Origin of the sequence: Bradyrhizobium sp. Mp19 (genome assembly GCF_029952935.1) — a bacterium.
Classification (GTDB): Bacteria; Pseudomonadota; Alphaproteobacteria; order Rhizobiales; family Xanthobacteraceae; genus Bradyrhizobium; species Bradyrhizobium elkanii.
On record NZ_JASAUT010000003.1, the window covers coordinates 134,398 to 154,385 of the forward strand.

17 protein-coding genes and 1 pseudogene are annotated in these 19,988 nt (G+C 65.7%); 8 read left to right on the forward strand and 10 right to left on the reverse strand.

Annotated elements, in window-relative coordinates:
* Positions 1-67: 67 nt before the first annotated feature.
* The 7 genes and pseudogenes from QJT82_RS05640 to QJT82_RS05670 form a co-directional block, all read right to left on the reverse strand.
* Complete coding sequence (locus QJT82_RS05640; protein ID WP_028338537.1) at positions 68-985, reverse strand: DUF1932 domain-containing protein; 918 nt, start codon at positions 983-985, stop codon at positions 68-70.
* A gap of 5 nt (positions 986-990) precedes the next feature.
* Positions 991-1,860, reverse strand: a complete 870-nt coding sequence (locus QJT82_RS05645) for an ABC transporter substrate-binding protein (RefSeq protein WP_028338536.1) — start codon at positions 1,858-1,860, stop codon at positions 991-993.
* A gap of 18 nt (positions 1,861-1,878) precedes the next feature.
* A complete protein-coding gene (locus QJT82_RS05650; protein WP_028338535.1) occupies positions 1,879-2,616 on the reverse strand; it encodes a TetR/AcrR family transcriptional regulator in 738 nt (245 codons plus the stop codon).
* A gap of 59 nt (positions 2,617-2,675) precedes the next feature.
* Positions 2,676-3,554 (reverse strand): SMP-30/gluconolactonase/LRE family protein, encoded by an 879-nt coding sequence (locus tag QJT82_RS05655; protein ID WP_028338534.1) that lies wholly within the window; start codon positions 3,552-3,554, stop codon positions 2,676-2,678.
* Positions 3,555-3,589: 35 nt separating this feature from the next.
* A complete protein-coding gene (locus QJT82_RS05660) occupies positions 3,590-4,660 on the reverse strand; it encodes an aldose epimerase family protein (RefSeq protein ID WP_028338533.1) in 1,071 nt (356 codons plus the stop codon).
* A gap of 2 nt (positions 4,661-4,662) precedes the next feature.
* Positions 4,663-5,591, reverse strand: a pseudogene (locus tag QJT82_RS05665) (Gfo/Idh/MocA family oxidoreductase).
* A gap of 195 nt (positions 5,592-5,786) precedes the next feature.
* Complete coding sequence (locus tag QJT82_RS05670) at positions 5,787-6,812, reverse strand: histone deacetylase family protein (protein ID WP_028338531.1); 1,026 nt, start codon at positions 6,810-6,812, stop codon at positions 5,787-5,789.
* A 180-nt stretch (positions 6,813-6,992) separates the two neighbouring features.
* On the opposite strand from QJT82_RS05670, the gene QJT82_RS05675 reads away from it, so the two are divergent.
* Positions 6,993-7,604, forward strand: a complete 612-nt coding sequence (locus QJT82_RS05675) for a TetR/AcrR family transcriptional regulator (RefSeq protein WP_028338530.1) — start codon at positions 6,993-6,995, stop codon at positions 7,602-7,604.
* A gap of 3 nt (positions 7,605-7,607) precedes the next feature.
* Here the strand turns inward: QJT82_RS05675 and QJT82_RS05680 are convergent, their stop codons facing one another.
* Entirely contained in the window at positions 7,608-8,558 is a 951-nt protein-coding gene (locus QJT82_RS05680; protein WP_028338529.1) for a fatty acid desaturase, read from the reverse strand.
* A 14-nt stretch (positions 8,559-8,572) separates the two neighbouring features.
* Positions 8,573-9,604 (reverse strand): alpha/beta fold hydrolase, encoded by a 1,032-nt coding sequence (locus QJT82_RS05685; RefSeq protein WP_028338528.1) that lies wholly within the window; start codon positions 9,602-9,604, stop codon positions 8,573-8,575.
* A gap of 369 nt (positions 9,605-9,973) precedes the next feature.
* Here QJT82_RS05685 and QJT82_RS05690 point away from each other — a divergent pair, with 369 nt between their 5' ends.
* The 7 genes from QJT82_RS05690 to QJT82_RS05720 all read left to right on the forward strand — a co-directional run bounded on the left by QJT82_RS05690 (position 9,974) and on the right by QJT82_RS05720 (position 18,445).
* A complete protein-coding gene (locus QJT82_RS05690) occupies positions 9,974-11,311 on the forward strand; it encodes an MFS transporter (protein WP_028338527.1) in 1,338 nt (445 codons plus the stop codon).
* A gap of 299 nt (positions 11,312-11,610) precedes the next feature.
* Entirely contained in the window at positions 11,611-12,516 is a 906-nt protein-coding gene (locus QJT82_RS05695; RefSeq protein WP_028333278.1) for a LysR substrate-binding domain-containing protein, read from the forward strand.
* A 126-nt stretch (positions 12,517-12,642) separates the two neighbouring features.
* On the forward strand, positions 12,643-13,584 hold the full coding sequence (gene kdgD, locus QJT82_RS05700) for a 5-dehydro-4-deoxyglucarate dehydratase (protein WP_028338526.1): 942 nt from the start codon (positions 12,643-12,645) through the stop codon (positions 13,582-13,584).
* A 43-nt stretch (positions 13,585-13,627) separates the two neighbouring features.
* Entirely contained in the window at positions 13,628-14,983 is a 1,356-nt protein-coding gene (gene gudD, locus QJT82_RS05705) for a glucarate dehydratase (RefSeq protein ID WP_259244760.1), read from the forward strand.
* Positions 14,984-15,001: 18 nt separating this feature from the next.
* Positions 15,002-16,450, forward strand: coding sequence for an aldehyde dehydrogenase family protein (locus QJT82_RS05710; RefSeq protein WP_028338524.1), 1,449 nt, complete (start codon positions 15,002-15,004; stop codon positions 16,448-16,450).
* A 186-nt stretch (positions 16,451-16,636) separates the two neighbouring features.
* Positions 16,637-18,178, forward strand: coding sequence for a galactarate dehydratase (garD, locus tag QJT82_RS05715; protein ID WP_028338523.1), 1,542 nt, complete (start codon positions 16,637-16,639; stop codon positions 18,176-18,178).
* 93 nt (positions 18,179-18,271) lie between these two features.
* The gene (locus QJT82_RS05720; RefSeq protein ID WP_245288615.1) at positions 18,272-18,445 is read left to right on the forward strand and encodes a hypothetical protein; all 174 of its coding nucleotides are present in this window, start codon (positions 18,272-18,274) and stop codon (positions 18,443-18,445) included.
* Positions 18,446-18,474: 29 nt separating this feature from the next.
* Here QJT82_RS05720 and QJT82_RS05725 read toward each other — a convergent pair whose 3' ends face one another.
* Positions 18,475-19,980 (reverse strand): CYTH and CHAD domain-containing protein, encoded by a 1,506-nt coding sequence (locus QJT82_RS05725; RefSeq protein ID WP_028338521.1) that lies wholly within the window; start codon positions 19,978-19,980, stop codon positions 18,475-18,477.
* Positions 19,981-19,988: the final 8 nt, after the last annotated feature.

Below are 19,988 nucleotides of genomic sequence, written 5' to 3' on the forward strand. Positions count from 1 at the left end.
AACTGTTCATGGAGCAATAGCGCATTGCGCGTCGGCAGGGAACGCGGCGGATTCTCCGGGCGAGACCTCAGGACTTGATGCGCGCGAGAATCCGGTCGGCCTCGGTACGCCAGTCGGCGCTGCGGGCGAAATCCGGCGTTCCCCTGGGGCCGAACACGCCCTCATCGGCAAGATCGGCGATCCAGCCCTGCCGCTCGGCGGTGCCGGAGGCGGACCATGGCGCGAGCCCGGCCTCGCGCACGGTCTCCGCCACCTCGCGCACCTCCTCGGCGCGCCGCCGGCCGTGCTCGATCACCCGCTGAAAGAAATAGGCGCCCCGCTTCTCCCAATCGATGCTCGGGAAGGTCTCCTTGAGCGAGGCGAGCACCGCATCCTCGACGCCATAGGCGCGCGCGGTGGTGAAGCTCTCGATCACCATGGCCTCCAGCCCCTTGATCATGATGCTGCGGCACATCTTGACTGCCGAGGAGACGCCAAGCTCGTCGCTTGCGACCTTCGCCGCGAAACCGAGCGCGACCAGCAGCGGCGCGAGCTGCCGCGCGCCTTGGCCGCCGAGCAGCAGCGGCACCCTGATCCGGTACGGCGGCAGCGAGGTCATCACCGCGCCCTCGACGTAGCGGCCGCCGGCGCCGTCGATATGCGCCGCCGCACGCTGCTTGGCGCCGGGCGAGGCCGAGTTGAAATCGAGAAACCAGGCGCCGTTCCGGATTGCGGGCGCGCAGGCCGCGGCCACCGGCACCGCCTGGCTCGCCGTCACTGCCGACATGATGAAATCGGCCCGCGCCGCGAGATCGGCATGGGATTGCGCGAGCTCGACGCCGATCTCCGCCGCGTGTGCGCGCAGTGGCACGCCCTGCTCGCGGTCAAGCTTGATATCGTAGGCCGAAACCCTCACGCCCTGCTGGCGCAGATCCTCGGCAAGGATGCGACCGACCTCGCCATAGCCGAGCATGCCGACCTGCCATTGCCGCGGATCGCCGGAGATTGTCATCAGTTCAGGTCCCGTGTTGTGTCGTCGAACAGCTCATCGACTGTGACGCGCCGGGGGATCAACGCCTGCTGCACGCAATAGTCGATCATCAGTTCGAGCGGCTTGCGGTTTGCCTCGACGCCGAACGGCACCAGGTCCGGCATGCCGGGCGGGCCAGCCTCTGTCTTGCTACGCTTGAGCAGATCATACAGGCTCCGCACCACGTCCGGCCGCGACGTCGCAAGCTGCGATGTCACCACCACCAGATGATTGACCGGCACGACGGCGTGCCGCGCATACCACTGCGCCGCCTCAGCGGCCGGATCGGCGAACAATGGCTTGAACGCCGGATCGCTGGAGGTCTCGCCCAGCACGGCGTCGAGCTCGCCGTCCCTCAGCATCTGGATGATGGTCTTGTCCTTCGGCGCACGCTCGGTGCTGTCGACATATTCCGCGACATGCGGATCCTCGAACGTGGCCCAATTGATCCTGGAGAGGTTCACGCCATGGTCATTGGCAAGGATGCCGCGCATCCATGCTCCGGTCGTGGTCGTGAACGAGCGGATGCCGACCCGCTTGCCTTCAAGATCGGCGGGCACGAGCGTGCCGCGGTCGGCGCGATAGAGCGCGTGGCCGTACTGGAAGCGGCCGACCATCGCCGCCGGCAGCAGCACCAGCGGCTTGCCGTGCGCCCTTGCCATCAGATAGGTCACGATCGCCATCTCGCAGACGTCGAACGCCTGCTCGCGCACCATCGGCTTGAACGCGGCGTTGGTCGGCGTGAATTCGGTGAAGTCGAGATCGAACAGGTCGGAGCGAAGCTCACCGTTCTTCACCGCCCGGATGTGCGGATGATTGCCGAGCACAGCGCGCAGCCGAAGTTTCTCCATCGCGACAAGCTCCGGCGTTCAGGTCACCACTCGGCCCGGATTTGTGCCCGGAGCCATGCGCGGCGCGGGCGCCCCTCCGTCGAGCGGCGCGGCCTGCAGCGCGGCGACGGTGGCGCGCACCAGTTGCTCGATGGCGTGGCCGGCATCGGTGCCGTCGGCACTGCCGCGCGACAGGCGCGAGACGCGCTCCGGCGTCACCAGCGTGTAGTAGAGCGCGCCGAGCAGGAAGTGGCTGCGCCAGACCAGATCCATACGCGGAATATGCGGCAGGCTTTCATGAATCGCGTCGATGAAGGCATGGCTGGTGTCGTCGAAGGTCTGCGCGATGATCTTGCGCACGACCTCATTGCCCTCGGCCGACATGATCGCACGCAATCGCGTGAACCGCGTTCCGCCGCCGGCAAGATCGCTGCCGGACGTAAAGGCCGGCAACACATAGGCGCGCACGATCGCCTCCAACCGGTCCTGCAGATCGCGCACCCGCCGCGCCGCCGCTAAGAGCTCGGAGCGCCGCCGGTTCATCGGGCCGCAATGGCGCCGATAAATTTCCAGCAGCAGGCCGTCCTTGGTCCTGAAATGATAGGTCACGCTGCCCGGATTGGCGCCGGCGGCCTGCGCGATGTCGCGCACCGAGACGGCGTTGAAGCCGTAGGTCGAGAACAATTCCTCCGCCGCGGCGAGGATCGCCTCGCGCATGTTCGGCTTGCGGGTGCCGGCGGCGGCCTTCACGTCAGACCTGGCGGGTTTGCGGACCATATTTGTACTATCGTCCAAATAATCCGGTCGCGTCAACGACGCCGCGCGGCACCCAACCGTCAGGATAACTTGACGTCAGGCTCGGCCCGACCGCGCGCGGCGGCCTCGAGCAGGAACGTCCTGCCATGCTCGGGATCGGCCGAACGCTGCGCCTCATCCATGTCCTGCCAGGCCGAGGTGACCAGCACGCGCGAGAAGTCGCGGCCGACGAATGCCGGGCAGCTCGATTGCATCGCCGGTACGCGCAGCGAACGCAGATGCCGGCCGGTAGGATCGTAAACGTCGACGCAACCGCCGCCCCAGCGCGCGTTCCAGATCATCCCGTCGGCATCGACGATCGCGCCGTCGAGCCCGCCGCTGCCTCGATGCATGATCAATTCGGTGGCCTCGCCGACCGGCAGTCCTGTTGATGGATCGAGCGGCACGCGATGCAGCACGTTGGTCGCGGTATCGGCGAAATAGCCGATGTCGCCCGCGGGCGAAAAGCAGATCGCATTCGGGATGGTGATCCCGGGATACAGCCGCACGATGCGGCCCCGGTGCAGCGCATAGATTGCGCCGGCACCCTGCTCGGCATGGCGCCCCATGGTGCCGAGCCAGAACGTGCCCGACGGATGCACACGCGCATCGTTGGAGCGCGTCAGCGGATTGTCGGCCTCCAGCGCGGCGAACAGCTGCAGGCGGCCGTCGGCAACGTGCCGTACATAAAGTCCATCTTCGGCAAGGATCAGCTGCCGCTCGCCGTCGATCCGCGCCAATGCACTCGCCATTTTCGGCAGTTCGTGAATGACGGTGCGGCCACCTGCAAATCGATGCTCGAACAGCCGGCGCTCGCGGATGTCGAACCACCAGGCGGTGTCGGTCGCCGCATCATAGGTCGGGCCTTCGCCGAGATGGCAACGCTCCGCCGACAGCACCGATGTCGGCACCTCTTCCATCGGCGGCTCGGCGGCACGGTCGGTCATGGCGTCACTCAGGCGGTTGAGAAGCGGTAGACGATGCTGCGCCGATAGAGCTGCCCCGGATCGAGCCGCGCCGACGGGAAGTCGGGCCGGTTCGGCGTATCAGGCCAGGCATGCGGCTCGATACAGAGCGCATCGGATTGCCGGTAGAGACGATCGCCCTTGCCGGCGGTCGAGCCGTCGAGGAAATTGCCGGAATAGAACTGCAGTCCCGGCTGATCGGTGAACAGCTCCATCACGCGGCCGCTGTGCGGCGCCTCGAGGCGCGCAGCCAGGCGAAGGCCCATCCCTGAGGCCAGACAGAAATTGTGGTCATAGCCGCGCCCGAGCTGCAGCTGCTCGTCATTCATCCTGATCCGCGCGCCGATGGCGGTGGGCTTGCGGAAGTCGAATGGCGTGCCGTCGACCGGCCGCGGCGGGCCGGGTAGCGGGATCGCCGTGGCGTCCACCGCGAGGAAATGGTCGGAAGCGATCGTCAGGCGGTGATCGAGGATCTGCATGCCCGAGCGCGCGCCCTCGAGATTGAAGAAGCTGTGATTGGTGAGGTTGAGGCAGGTCGGCCGATCGGTCGTCGCCTCGTAGGTGACCGAGAGCTCCATCGGACTGCACACGCTGTAGGTCACCCGCGTCTGAAGGTTGCCGGGATAGCCCTCCTCGCCATGCGAGCTCTCGCGCGCCAGCACCAGCGTCGGCTCCGGATCATCCGATAGTTCGGCGATCCGCCACAGCTTGCGATCAAAGCCCTGCAGGCCGCCATGCAGCGCGTTGGGGCAATTGTTGGCCTCAAGCTGCATGGTCTCCCCGTCGAGCACGAAGCGCGCGCCGGCGATCCGGTTGGCGTAACGGCCGATCGTCGCACCGAAGAATTTGCGCTGTGCGAGATAGCCGTCGAGTTCGTCGTGGCCGAGCACGATGTCGTCGCAATGCCCGTCACGATCCGGCGCGAGCAGCGCCTGCAGCGTGGCGCCGAAGGGAAGGATGGCGGCCTCAAAGCCGTGTTCGCCGCGCAGCGTCACGCGCTCGACCACGGTACCGTCGGGCAATTTGCCGAAGGGCGCGCAACCGATTTTGGCTGATGTCATTGTCAGTCCTCGAACGCCTCGACGAGGCGCCGTCGCCCCAGCATGAAGCTATCGGCAACAAGCCGCAAGGGCGCGAGGTCGACATCGGATTTTCCTTCCGAGGTCAGCGCGACGAAACGGCGGTACAGCGCGGGATATTCCTCATTCGGCGCATCGACCACCAGCCTGCTGCCATCGCGCAGCTGCCTTCCACCTTTCGACAGCGTCACAGGCCCGGCCTCGGTCTCGCACAGGATGTCCCAGCTCGGCGATCCGGTCTGGCGGAAATCGAATTCGGCTGGATCGGCAAGCCGCTCGCGTCGGAGAGTTCGATCTCTGCCGCAATCGGCGCCTCCCGATTGGAGGGAAAGTCCAACGTCGCGCTCCTGACAAAGACCGCACGCGGCAGGATCTCGGTCAGGATCGACAGCGCGTTGATGCCGGGATCGAACACGCCGAAGCCACCCGCCTCGAAGATCCAGGCCTGGCCCGGGTGCCAGACGCGCACGTCTTCCTTCCAGATGATGGTCACCTTGTTGATGGTGCGTCTCGCGAGCAATTGCCGCGCAGGACCGACCGCGGCCGCATAGCGTGAATGCCATGCGGCAAACAATGTCCGGCCCGCCTCCTGCGCGGCCGCGATCAGCGGCGTGAGTTCGCTCAACGTCGCGCCCGGCGGCTTCTCCAGCAGCACATGCTTGCCCGACGCGAGCGCGGCGGCGGCCTGCGCATGGCGCAGCTGCGGTGGCGTACACAGCGCGACCGCGTCGATCTCCGGCCCGTCGCGCAACAACTCCTGCAAATCGCGGAAATGCGGCAGGCCGGGCGGGGTCTTGACGGGATCGGCCACCGCAACGAGAGCCACGCCTGACGTCTTCGCGATCGCAGGCACGTGCTGCCGGCACGCGATCTCGCCAAAGCCGACGATGGCGATGCGAAGCAGGTCACTCATGGCCGTCCTCGCGTTGCTGTCCACCCGGCCGGCTGAAGCCGCCAGGCAGAATCATAAGCCAGCGCCGAATACCAACGGCATGATGTGATTTTGGTTGCGGACACGCAAGTCCACGACGCTCTGTTGCGCGCTCCAGATTCCTGCCTTGACGCGCTTTGTTCGCGCGGACCGGTCACCGCCTCGCCCGAAATTGCGCTAGCGTGCGACCTCAAACCCGCCGAGCACCGCCGTCAGATTGGCGCCGAGGATGTCGGAGAGATAGCCGCCCTCCTGCACCAGCACCGTCGGTAGTCCGAATCGGGCCAGCCCCTCGCCGATGCGGCGGAAGCCGTCGGTGGTGACGGCGAGACCGGCAAGCGGGTCCTTCTCGGAGGCGTCGAGACCGAGCGCGACCACAAGTCCGGTCGGGGCGAAGGAGCGGATTGCCTTCTCCGCCGCTGCGAGCGCCTTCATGTAGTCGTCGTCACCGGTGCCCTTGGCGAGGGGAATGTTGAGATTGGTGCCGAGGCCGCCTCCGGCGCCGCGCTCATGCGCATAGCCCCAGACGAAGGGGTAGAAGAACGACGGATCGGCGTGGATCGAGACGGTGAAGACATCCGGCCGCTCATAGAAGATGCCCTGCGTGCCGTTACCGTGATGCACGTCGACGTCGAGGATCGCGACGCGCTCATGCTTCTGGCGCAGATGCTCGGCCGCGATCGCGCTGTTGTTGAGAAAGCAGAAGCCGCCGGCGAGGTCGCGATAGGCGTGATGGCCGGGCGGACGGCACAGCGCGTAGACGGCATCCTCGCCGTCGAGCACCATCTGCGCGGCGGTGACCGCGACGTCGCTCGAGGCGCAGGCGCCGGCCCAGGTGCCGGGACCGATCGGGGCCGCGGTGTCCATCGTGTGCCAGCCGAGCTTGCCGACGATATGAGCAGGGTACGTGCCGGCATTGCGCACCGGGTGGATGTTCGCGATCATCTCCGGCCCGGCATTGCCGAGCGCCGACCATTCGTCCCACGCGTCCGCGAGAAAGCTCAGATATTCCGGACTGTGCACGCGCGCCCGTGGCCCCTGCCCGAACCTGGTCGGTTCGATCAGCGTGTGCTTGCCGGCCTTCAGGCCCGCCAGCAGGCGGTCGGCGCGTTCGGGCTGTTCGGTGGTACGCTGGACCACACCGCGGACCAGAAAGAATTGCGGATCATGGCTGCGGTGCAGATCACTGTAGACGGCCTTCACGGGACACTCCTGTTCGATCGGCGGCTGAGCTGGACAGAGCGAGGGCAATGTGCCGCACGCAAGCTTTGGCTTGCGCGTTGTACACTATCAGCGTCGGCGACGATCTGAAACCGAGCGCGATTTCATGCTATGCCCGCATGCAGCGCAATGATTGAAAGACGCAGGACGCGAAGTCCGGCCATGGCCAGCGGCAAGACGGAGACGGAGGAAGCGGCAACGGGGCGGCGCGGGCGGCCGCGTTCCGCCGCGACCACGGCCGCGATCCTGGAAGGCGCCTATCAGCTGATGGCGACGACCGGCCTCGCCGCGACCACCATCGACGCGATTGCCAGACATTCCAACGTCTCGAAGATGACGATCTACAAATGGTGGCCGTCGCGCGAAGCCTTGCTGATCGATGCCTTCCTCGACCAGGCCTCGCGGGCCGTGCCGCTGCCTGAGGCCGGCAATCCGGTGGCCCGCATCCGCCGCCACGTTGCGACCTATGTCGAGGCGTTGCAGGGCGAGTTCGGCCGGGTGCAGCTCGCCGTGATCTCGGAATGCATCTCGAAGACCGGCACGGCAGAGCTGTTCTGCGAGCGTTACCTCGGCCTGCGCCGCAGCAAGATGCTGGAGATCATCGCCGCCGGCCAGAAGGACGGCAGCATCGGCGCGCCGGGCGTACCCGGCGATATCTATGATGCGATCTATGGCAGCCTGTTCTACCGCTACGTCTTCGGCATCAAGCCGCTGACGCCAGCCTATGCCCGCAATCTCGTCAATCTGGTGCTGCGGCCACGCACGGACGCTTGACTATCAAGCAGAGCGCTGGCGCTGACGGCGGAACCAGGCCCAGGTCTCGCGCGTGACGGCCCTGTAGTTGCTGCCGCGATACACGATGTGGCCATCGACAATGGCGTTCAGCTTCGGCAGCGCATGGAACGGCACCGTGGGATAGGCGTGGTGCTCGACATGGTAAGGCATGTTCCAGGCGAACCATTTCATGATCCTGCCGGTCATCGTCGTGCGCGTGTTCTCGAACGCGCTCCGCGTCCGCTCGCAACCGGTGTGCTCGGCATAGAGATAGGGGCGCAAGATGAGCTGACCGGCCAGGAGCGGCACGATCCACACCCAGAGCAGGATCGCACTGTGCAGCGCGAACGACGCCGCGAGCAACAGCAGATAGCCCGCGAGATAGAGCCTCGCCTCCAGGACGATCGAGGCGCGCTTGTGCGCCGGAATCCACGGCACAACCACCTTTCCGGTGAGTGCATGCCAAAACATCAGGCGGATGCGAACCAACACCTGCAGCAGTCCCGAATAGGCGATCGCGAGCTGGGTGTCCGACGCAGGCTTGGGGCCGACGATCAGCTCCGGGTCTTTCTCCTGATCCTGCGTGTAGCGATGATGGTCCCAGTGAAACAGGCAGTAATACTGGTAAGGCAGTCCGATCATGAAGGCGGACAGATTGCCGACGACAAGATTGAGCGCTGGACTGCGGAACGCCGTCTTGTGCGCGGTCTCATGTACCACCATGAACAGGAACGCGACGAAGTAGCCCTGCACGGCAATCAGCGGCGGCGCCCATGGCATTCCATGGCGGGACGAGACCAGGAAGATCAGCGCGCCGACGATGACGATCATCCCGTAATGGCTTGCCGCGCGGACCGCGCCGGCAAGGTTCGACTTGGTCGACAAATCGCGCAAGGTCAGCGGGCTGAGCGGCTTCAGGCGGGGTCCGGCGTCACTGGTCTCGGCGGTGCTCATGGTCGTCTCACCTGTCAGCGTTGCAGCAGCGCCGAGATTTCGGCGTTGATGAAGGCGCGGTCTTCGGCGTTGTTGGCGGGATTGCCGGCCCGGTGCCCGTGGATCGACGGAATCGCGTGCAGCGCGGCCGAGCGCGCGTTGACCAGGCGGCCGAGTTCAGCCTCGTTGTCGCGCGGGTCGAAATAGCGATCGGTACGACCCGGCATCAGCAGGATATGCGCCTTGATCGCGGCCAGCGCCCGGTCGAAGTCGCCGCCGAATTGATCGCAGCGGCTGATATCGCCGGCCTGCCAGATCGCGATCTGCGCCAGCAGATCATTCGCATCGCGCCGCGCGAAGGCACCGTCCCAGGATCCCCCGAGATAGTCTTCCAACGAGTTAAAGCCGGCCTCGCGCCAGACTTCCTCGCGATAAAATTCATGCGACATCGCCCAGCCGGCATAGACGCGCCCCATCGCGCGCAGGCCCATCGTCGGCTTAGTGACGAAGCGGCCGTCCCGATAGGCCGGGTCGGCGGTCAGCGCGGCCTTCACACCTTCGAGGAACACATGATTATACGGCGAGCACCGCGCGCTGCCGCAAACCACGGCTGCGCGCTCGACCATGTCGGGATACCGCGCGGCCCAGTGATAGGCCTGCATGCCGCCCATCGACCAGCCATAGACCAGCGCGAGCCTGGTCACGCCGAACCGCTCGACCAGCAGCCGCCGCTGGATCGCGACCGCGTCATGATAGGTGAAGGCAGGAAACGGCGCGCCGCCGAGCACCTCGGCCGAATTCGACGGCGAGGACGACAGGCCATTGCCGAACAGATTCGCGATGACGATGAAGTAGCGCCCGGGATCGAGCGCGCCGCCCGGCTGCACCAGCCATTCGATGTCGGCGTGCTGTGCGGCAAACGACGTCGGATAGAGGATGACGTTGTCCCGCGCCGCGTTCGGCGTGCCATAGGTCTTGTAGGCGAGCCTCAGTTGCGGAAACACGGCACCGCCCTGCAGCGTCACATCACCTGCCTCGAACACCTCATAGTCGCGCGGCGTGGTCATCAGCATTCGACCTCGAGCAGCCGGGCGCAACGCTGCGCCCTTAATAACTGTACTAAACGTACATTAATTTGTCGATCTTGGCAAGGCGTCATCGTGCGAGGATGTGACGCACTTGCATTGTCGTCATTGCGAGGAGCGATAGCGACGAAGCAATCCATATCTCCGCTTGCGGCAGGCTGGATTGCTTCGCTTCGCTCGCAATGACGTGGATGGAGCGGTGCGCATTGTCTCCGTCATGCCGCGCGCAACGGTGGCATCGCACCGGGCCGATCCATTCAAAATCGGTATGGATCAATACCCGTTTCGGCTTGGACCCATTGTCGTCATCTCTCTAGGACAGACCCCGAGGAAATTTTCGAGGAGGCGCTAATGAGCGCAATTGTGTCCGCCGCAGACACGCGGCGATCCCGCGTCCGGCTCTTGATCGTGACGATGCTGTTTCTCGTCACCACCGTGAACTATGCCGATCGCGCCACGCTCTCGATCGCCGGCCCCGCGCTTTCCAAGGAACTGCATCTCGATCCCGTCGCGATGGGCTACGTGTTCTCGGCGTTCGGCTGGTCCTATGTGGTCGCCCAGGTGCCGTGCGGCTGGCTGCTCGACCGCTTCGGCTCCAAATGGGTCTATGCGATCAGCATCATCGTCTGGTCGATCTTCACCGCAATGCAGGGCCTGGTCGGGTTCCTCTCCGCGGGCGCGGCCCTGGTCCTGCTGTTCGGGCTGCGCTTTCTGGTCGGCATCGCCGAGGCGCCGTCATTCCCGGCCAATGCCCGCATCGTCGCCTCCTGGTTTCCCGGCAATGAACGCGGCACCGCCTCGGCCTTTTTCAATTCGGGGCAATATTTCGCCACCGTGATCTTCGCGCCGCTGATGGGCTGGATCGCCCATGAGTATGGCTGGCGCCATGTGTTCTACGTGATGGGTGCGCTCGGCATCGTCATGGGCATTGCCTGGATCAAGACCATCTACGAGCCGAAGGAGCACCCCGCGATCAACGAGGCCGAGTTCGACTACATCAAGCAGGGCGGCGCGCTGGTCGACATGGATGCGACGAAGGACGGCAAGGCCAATGACAGCGGCCCGCGCTGGGACCACATCCGCCAACTGCTCGCCAACCGGATGATGCTCGGCGTCTATGTCGGCCAGTACTGCATCAACACCCTGACCTACTTCTTCCTGACCTGGTTCCCGGTCTATCTGGTCAAGGAGCGCGGGCTGTCGATCCTGCAGGCCGGCTTCGTCGCGACCTTGCCGGCGCTGTGCGGCTTCATCGGCGGCGTGCTCGGCGGCGTGATCTCCGACTATATCCTGCGCCGCACCGGCTCGCTGACCATGGCGCGCAAGATCCCGATCGTCGGCGGCATGCTGCTGTCGATGTCGATCATCGCCTGCAACTACGTCGACGGCCAGGCACTGGTGGTCGGCTTCATGGCGCTCGCCTTCTTCGGCAAGGGCATCGGCGCGCTGGGTTGGGCGGTCGTCTCGGACACTTCGCCGAAGGAAGCCGGCGGCGTTTCCGGCGGTCTGTTCAACACGTTCGGCAATTTGTCTTCGATCACGACGCCGATCATCATCGGCTACATCCTGGCCGCCACCGGCTCGTTCAACGGCGCGCTGGTGTTCGTCGGCGCCAACGCGCTGGTCGCGGCGATCGCCTATCTGTTCATCGTCGGCGAGATCAAGCGGGTGCAGCTGAAGGCGGCCTGAAGGCGATGCGCTTTGCTCCGTCATGTCACCTCATCCCCGCGCAAAGGCTTCGCCTTTGTCGCTGGAGGGAGCCCGCGCAGCGGGCGTCTCGAAGGATGTAGGCCACAGGTGGGGCCTCATGGTTCGAGACGCGCGTTCCGCGCTCCTCACCATGAGGGTCTGAGATTTCGGAACTGAAACGGCGGCTTCGGCCGCCGTCTTTGTCTGATTGTTTGTCTGCTTTTTGTCTTCTTGGCCAGTGGGAGGCATCGATGCTAGAACGCACAAATCTCCGTCCGATCCATTCCGGGTTAGCATCGATGTTCGACCTGAGCCAGCTCCGCTGCTTTGTCACGGTGGCCGAGGAATTGCACTTCGGCCGCGCCGCGGCGCGGCTCAACATGACGCAACCGCCGCTGAGCCGGCAGATCCAGGTGCTCGAGCACATCATCGACGCGCCGCTGTTGGAACGCACCAGCCGCTCGGTGCGGCTGACGCCGGCCGGACGCAGCTTCCTGCCCGAGGCGCGGCGCATCCTCAAGCTCGCGGAATCCGCCTCGCAGGTTGCCCGCCGCATCGCGCTCGGCAAGACCGGCTCGCTCAAGATCGGTTTCACCGCCGCGGCCGCCTACGGCTTCCTGCCCGACCTGATCGCGGCCTGTCGCTCGCGCCTGCCCGAGGTGGATTTTTCGCTGAAGGAGATGGTCTCCGGCGATCAGTTCGAGGCGCTCACCACCGGGCAGATCGATGCCGGCCTGCTGCGCCCGCCGATCGCGCGGCCGGAATTCGCCAGCCGGCGCGTCGTGGCCGAGCCGTTGCTCGCCGCGATCCCGAAGAAGCATCCGCTGGCCGCGGCCGAGACCGTCAGCATCAAGGATTTCGACGACCAGCCCTTCGTGATGTATTCGCCCTATGAGGCGCGCTACTTCCACGATCTGCTGGTGTCGATGTTCACGCGCGCCGACGTGCTGCCGCGCTATGTCCAGCATCTCAGCCAGATCCATTCGATCCTCGCCATGGTGCGCGCCGGGCTCGGCGTCGCGATCGTGCCGGAAGCCGCCGCCAGCCTGAAGATCGCGGAGGTCAAGCTGAAGCCGCTGAAGCTGCGATCACCCGTGCCGGTCGAGCTGTTCATGGTGTGGCGGCGCGATCACGAGAACCAGTTGCTGCCTTCATTGATCGAGATCGCAACCGAAATCGCAGCGCCGCACTTGCGCGGCGATTGATGCAGATTGTGCATCGCTCGATGCCGCGTTTGGCTTGGACGCGCATCGAAGCATTCCCTAGAAATTCCGCCATGGACGCGCGCTGCTCGCGCATCCCGTTCCCAGAAACATTCAAGGAGTGGCGCCATGAGCAAGATGACCCCTCAGGAGATGGCCGCTAGAATCGGTGGCGGCCTCCTGTCCTTCCCGGTGACCCCGTTCAACGCGGACTATTCGTTCGACGAGGCGACCTATCGCGCCAACATGGACTGGCTGTGCGGCTATGACGTTGCCGGCCTGTTCGCCGCCGGCGGCACCGGCGAGTTCTTCTCGCTGACGCCGAGTGAAGTTCCGCACGTCGTGAAGATCGCGGTCGACGAGACCAAGGGCCGCGTTCCCGTGCTGGCCGGCACCGGCTACGGCACCGCGATCGCGCGCGAGATCGCTGTTGGCGCCGAGAAGGCCGGCGCCGACGGCCTGCTGCTCCTGCCGCCCTATCTCACGCATGCCGAGCAGGACGGCCTCGCCGCGCATGTCGAGGCGGTATGCGCGTCGGTCAAGATCGGCGTCATCGTCTACAACCGCGACAATGCGATCCTGCAGCCCGATACGCTGGCGCGCCTCTGCGAGCGCTGCCCGAACCTCGTCGGCTACAAGGACGGCATCGGCGACATCGAGCTGATGACCCGCGTCTACACCCGGCTCGGCGATCGCCTGACCTATATCGGCGGCCTGCCGACCGCGGAGACCTTTGCCCTGCCCTATCTCGACATGGGCGTGACCACCTATTCGTCGGCGGTGTTCAACTTCGTGCCGGAATTCGCCACCAAATTCTACGCCGCGGTGCGCCGGCGCGATCATCAGACCATCCATGCAGGGTTGAAGGATTTCATCCTGCCGCTGATCGCGATACGCAACCGCAAGAAGGGTTATGCGGTCTCGATCATCAAGGCCGGCATGAAGGTGATCGGTCGCGATTCCGGCCCGGTGCGGCCGCCGCTGACCGATCTTAACGCGCAGGAGATTGCCGAGCTCGCGGCACTCGTGGCCAAGCTGCCGCAGGCCGCGGCGCAGCAGGCGGCAGAATAAGCCGAACGGCCAAGAAAACAGCAAAGGACGAAGGGAGGAGCAGATGATCCAGGACACGATCCGCACCGGCTTTGCCGGCGCACCTGTTGTCACGGCGATGGAGGTGATCCCCGTCGCCGGCCGCGACGGCATGCTCCTCAATCTGAGCGGCGCGCATGCGCCGTTCTTCACCCGCAACCTCGTTATCCTCACCGACAACTCCGGCCACACCGGCGTCGGCGAGGTGCCCGGCGGCGAGAAGATCAAGAAGACGCTCGAGGACGCCCGCGACCTCGTCGTCGGCCAGACCATCGGCGCATGCAACAACATCCTGGCGTCGATGCGCCAGGCCTTCGCCGACCGCGACGCCGGCGGCCGCGGCAAGCAGACCTTCGACCTGCGCGTCACCATCCATGCGGTCACGGCGGTCGAATCCGCGCTGCTCGATCTGCTCGGCCAGCATCTCAATCTCCCGGTCGCAGCGCTGCTCGGCGAAGGCCAGCAGCGCGCCAGTGTCGAGACGCTCGGCTATCTCTTCTTTGTCGGCGATCGCAAGAAGACCAGCCTTCCCTATGTCGAGGGCGAGACCGGCAAGCCCGACTGGTTCAATCTGCGCCAACAGGCGGCAATGACGCCGGAGGCGATCGTGCGCCTCGCCGAAGCGACGCAAGCGCATTACGGCTTCGCCGATTTCAAGCTCAAGGGCGGCGTGCTCGCGGGCGAAGAGGAGATCGAGGCCGTCACCGCAATTGCAAAACGCTTTCCGAAGGCGCGCGTCACGCTCGACCCGAACGGCGCCTGGTCGCTCGACGAGGCGATCCGGTTGTGCAGCAACATGCATGGCGTGCTCGCCTATGCCGAGGATCCCTGCGGCGCCGAGGCCGGCTTCTCCGGCCGCGAGATCATGGCCGAGTTCCGCCGCGCCACCGGGCTGCCGACCGCAACCAACATGATCGCGACCGACTGGCGCCAGCTCTCGCACGCATTGCGGCTTGGCGCAGTCGACATTCCGCTCGCCGATCCGCATTTCTGGACCATGCAGGGCTCGGTGCGGGTGGCGCAGACCTGCCGCGACAACGGCCTGACCTGGGGCTCGCACTCCAACAACCATTTCGATATTTCGCTGGCGATGTTCACCCATGTCGGCGCCGCCGCGCCCGGCAAGGTGACCGCGATCGACACCCACTGGATCTGGCAGGACGGCCAGGCGTTGACGCGCCAGCCGCTGCAGATCAAGGGCGGCAAGATCGCGATCCCGGATCGGCCGGGCCTCGGCATCGAGCTCGATCGCGGTGCCATCGAGGCCACGAACGCGCTATACAAGCAGCATGGTCTCGGCGCCCGCGACGACGCGCTGGCCATGCAGTTCCTGATCCAGGGGTGGACCTTCGACGACAAGCGTCCCTGCCTCGTGCGCTAAAAAAGAAAGGTTGGAAACATGACCGCTCACCAGAAGAACTTCATCGCCGGCGAATGGGTCGACGGAACAGGCATCACACGGGACATCAACCCCTCCAACACCAAAGACGTGGTCGGCGAATACGCCAAGGCCGACAAGGCGCAGACCGAAAAGGCGATCGCCGCGGCGAAGGCCGCCTCCCCGGCCTGGGCGCGCTCGACGCCGCAGGAACGCTTCGACGCGCTGACCAAGATCTCGGTCGAAATCCTCGCCCGCAAGGAAGAGCTCGGCCGCCTGCTCGCCCGCGAGGAGGGCAAGACGCTGCCGGAAGGCATCGGCGAGGTGGCGCGCGCCGGACAGATCTTTGCGTTCTTCGCCGGCGAAGCGCTGCGGCTGATGGGCGAGAAAGGCGCATCGGTGCGCCCCGGCCTCGACGTCGAGATCACCCGCGAGCCGGTCGGCGTCGTCGGCATGATCACGCCGTGGAATTTCCCGATCGCGATCCCGGCGTGGAAGATCGCACCGGCGCTCTGCTACAGCAACACGGTTGTGTTCAAGCCGGCCGAGCTGGTGCCGGGCTCCGCCCATGCACTGTCCGAGATCATTGCGCGTTCCGGCATTCCTTCCGGCGTGTTCAATCTCGTGGTCGGCTCGGGCTCGGTGGTCGGCCAGACCCTGCTCGATCATCCCGACGTCGCCGCGATCTCGTTCACCGGCTCGGTGCAGACCGGCCGCAAGATCGCGCAGGCCTGCGTGCTCTCCAACCCCATGAAGAAGTTCCAGCTCGAGATGGGCGGCAAGAACCCGCTGGTCGTGCTCGACGACGCCGACGTGAAGGTCGCGGTCGAGGTCGCCGTCAACGGCGCCTATTTCTCGACCGGCCAGCGCTGCACGGCGTCCTCGCGCCTGATCGTCACCGCGGGAATTCACGACCGCTTCGTCGCCGCGATGACCGAGCGCATGAAGGGACTTTCGGTGGACGACGCGCTGAAGAGCGGCGTGCATGTCGGCCCGGTCGTCGACCAGAGCCAGCTCGACCAGGATCTGCGCTACATCAAGATCGGTCAGGATGAAGGCGCCCGCCTGCACTGGGGCGGCGAATTGTTGAACCGCGAGACGCCCGGCTTCTATCTGCAGCCGGCGCTGTTCACGGAGACGACCAACCAGATGCGCATCGCGCGCGAGGAGATCTTTGGTCCGGTCGCCTGCGTGATCCGCGCCAAGGATTATGAAGAGGCGCTGGCGATCTCGAACGACACCGAGTTCGGCCTCGCCTCGGGCATCTGCACGTCAAGCCTGAAATACGCCTCACACTACAAGCGCAACAGCGAGGCCGGCATGGTGATGGTCAATCTGCCGACTGCCGGCGTCGACTACCACGTCCCGTTCGGCGGCCGCAAAGGCTCGAGCTACGGCGCACGCGAACAGGGCGCCTATGCCCGCGAGTTCTACACCACGGTGAAGACGGCTTACACGTTCCCGGGCTGAAGCAGTTGAAACAGAGTGCAGCCGCGTAAGACGCTGCGCCCCCTCTCCCGCTTGCGGGGGCGGGTTGGGTGGGGGCTCTCCCCGCGAGTCATGCTGGAGAGAGCCCCCACCCGGACCGCATCATTCGATGCGATCCGACCTCCCCCGCAAGCGGGAGAGGTGAAGTGAAGCCAGGAGGAATACGGCATGGACCAGTCGATCGGCGCGCAGGAGCAGCCCCGCTACATCAAGCTCAACGAGCGCGACAATGTCGCGATCGTCGTGAATGATTTCGGGCTGCCGGCCGGCTCCCGCTTCGCCTCGGGCCTGACGCTGCGCGCCTTCGTGCCGCAGGGCCACAAGACCGCGCTGGAAGACATCGCCGAGGGCGCACCCATCATCCGCTATGGCGAGGTGATCGGCCATGCGCTGTCGCCGATCCTGGCCGGCGAGTGGGTCGACGAGGCGCGCATCCGCATGCCCGACGCGCCGCCGCTCGATCAGCTCGAGATCGCGACCGCGGTGCCGCCGGCGCTGCCACCGCTCGAAGGTTTTACCTTCGAGGGCTATCGCAACCCCGACGGCTCGGTCGGCACCAAGAACATCCTCGGCATCTCCTCCTCCGTGCAATGCGTCAAGGGCACGATGGAATACGCGGTCAAGCGCATCCGCGCCGAGCTCTTGCCGAAATATCCCAACGTCGACGACGTCGTGCCCCTGACCCACGCCTATGGCTGCGGCGTCGCGATCACGGCGCCCGACGCCGTGGTGCCGATCCGCACCCTGCAGAATCTCGCGCTCAATCCGAATTTCGGCGGCGAGATCCTCGTCGTCGGGCTCGGCTGCGAGAAACTCGCGCCGGAACGGCTGGTGCCGGAAGGCGTCGGCGATGCCATCGTGCGGATGCAGGACGAAGCCTTTGACGGCTTCGGCGCCATCGTCGACGCCATCATGACCCAGGCCGAGGCCCGGCTGAAGGTGCTCAATACGCGCAAGCGCGAGACCTGCCCGGCCGCCGATCTTGTGATCGGCCTGCAATGCGGCGGCAGCGACGCGTTCTCCGGCGTGACCGCGAACCCCGCGGTGGGCTTTGCCGCCGACCTGCTGGTTCGCGCCGGCGCGACCGTGATGTTCTCGGAAGTCACCGAGGTGCGCGACGCGATCCAGCTGCTGACCCGCCGCGCCGTCAACGAGGATGTCGGCCGCGCGCTGATCCGCGAGATGGAATGGTACGACGCTTATCTCGCCCGCGGCGGCGCCGACCGCAGCGCCAACACCACGCCGGGCAACAAGAAGGGCGGTCTTGCCAACATCGTCGAAAAGTCGCTCGGCTCGATCGTCAAGTCCGGCTCCGGCCCGATCGCGGGCGTGCTGTCGCCGGGCGAGAAGGCGCGGCAGAAGGGCATGCTGTTTGCGGCGACGCCGGCCAGCGACTTCATCTGCGGCACGCTGCAGCTCGCCTCCGGCATGACCTTGCAGGTGTTCACCACCGGCCGCGGCACGCCCTATGGCCTGGCCGCCGCGCCCGTCATCAAGGTCGCGACCCGCAGCGAGCTGGCACGGCGCTGGAAGGACCTGATCGATTTCGACGCCGGCTGCATCGCCACCGGCGAGAAGACAATCGAGGAAACCGGCTGGGACCTGTTCCGCCTGATCCTCGACGTTGCGAGCGGGCGCACCAAGCCGTGGTCGGACCGCTGGGGCATCCACAACGATCTGACCCTGTTCAACCCGGCGCCGGTGACTTGAGCATCCGCGGCTCCTTAACCACCGGTTAGCCACGTCCTGATCGGCCCGGGAACGTCGCATTTCGATTCAAATTGTCTGGGCATGGAGGCACAAATGACCCGGACAGCCAATGATCTCAGAGATCAGGCCGACCGCGCCGAGCGGCTGGCACGCACCGGCATGGACTCGTTGACGGCCGAGCGCCTGCGTGCCTACGCGGAGGAATGTCGCACCCAGATCGCAGCCGCCGAGCGGGAGAGGCAGTCGGGGGCATCACCAGCAGCATAGATGTCCGGGGGTTCGACACCACACGCTCGTCAAAATTTCTGGAGTCCTCGCACTTCCCTGGCGGCGACCTTGATCAGCGGCTTGACCGCCTGTTCCTCTCGGCCGAGCACAACGCCCGAGGCGAAGGCGCTGGCGCGCTCCTTCCGATGCGGGGCCTTCAGCGCCGCATCGACCGCCAGCTTGCGGTGCGCGACAAAATCGTTGAGCGAGCCGAGCGCATCCTGGACCCGCTTCAGGTGCCTGGACAGCCGCGCGAGTTGCCTGTGCTCACCCTTGCGCGAAAACAGGCTTTCGAAGAAATCGATCGCGTATCTGAGCGTCTTGGCCTTGATGCGCACCTTGTGCCGCTCCTGGGCCGACAGCTCGTCGAGACGCCGGCCATCCTTGCGCAGCTTCCTGACGCGGCGATGCAGCAGCGCGGCGGCGAATTTCTCGATCGGACCGCCCTCGTCCTCCGCGGATATGGTCCTCTTTGCCTCGATCCATTGCAACGTGTCGATCAGCATGGACCGATAGCGCCGCGAATTGACCGCCTGCCGAGCGCCGGCAAATGCGCGGTCGCGGCGGTCGGAGAAATCCTGCCGGATCGCTTTGCCGCCTCGCCGCAGCAGCGCGTCATGCGATGCAGGCTCGATATCTTCCTTGACGAATACATCAAGCTCGCGCGCCGGTGCGAGCGCGTTGGTGAGCCACTTCAGCTGCGTCTTGATGTCTTCCGTCGGGGCTACGAGGAGGATCTTCGAGAACAGCGAGATCGCGGCGCGCAGCCGCCGCAACCCGACCCGCATCTGGTGAATGCCTTCCGCCTCGCCCTCGCGGACGGCGTCGGCATTCGACGAGAAGTGACGAAGCGCGGCGCGCGCGATCACCCGAAACGCCGCGCCGGCGGTAAGCCCGGCGTCGAGCACGATGGCCCCGGCGGAGACGACGACATGCTCCTCGCCATCGGCAAGTTCATAGCCATGTTCGGCTTTCGAGCGCAGATCGAGCTCCGCCGCCGCCTTCCGCTCCAGCGCCCTGGCGACCCGGAACAGGTCGAGCGGGCGGCCGCTCTTGAGTTCGAGTTCGACCTCGTCGATTCGGCGCGAACGATGCCCGGCCGTGGTGTAGCCGCGATCGATCGCGAGCTCGATCTCGCTGCGTTTCGTCCGCAGCGGCACGGTGATACGCCGGACCGACGTCGCGAACATCGGCTTCAGCTTGTGACGCAGCCTGTCGGACGCGAGCTTTTCGAGCGGTGTACCTTCGGCCTTGTCGAGGTCGAGGTGTCCATCCGCAAGGTCGGTCTCCCATTCGCCCCGTTCAAACTGTGGCCCCGCCCCGGACTTGATCGTCTGAACATAACTGGCGCCATCCCGCCGCACGCGCAACGTCAGTCCGTGCCGCTTCAGCTTGTGCTTCGCGGTGTCGAAATAGGTCGAGACGAGATCGCTCTCGGACGGCGCTCCGCTTTTGCTGCCGGCGATCCGCGGTTTCTTCAGTCCCTTGAGCTTGCGCGCAGGAACGCGGAATTTGAGCTCCGTCTCGGCCGCCATCGTCGCTC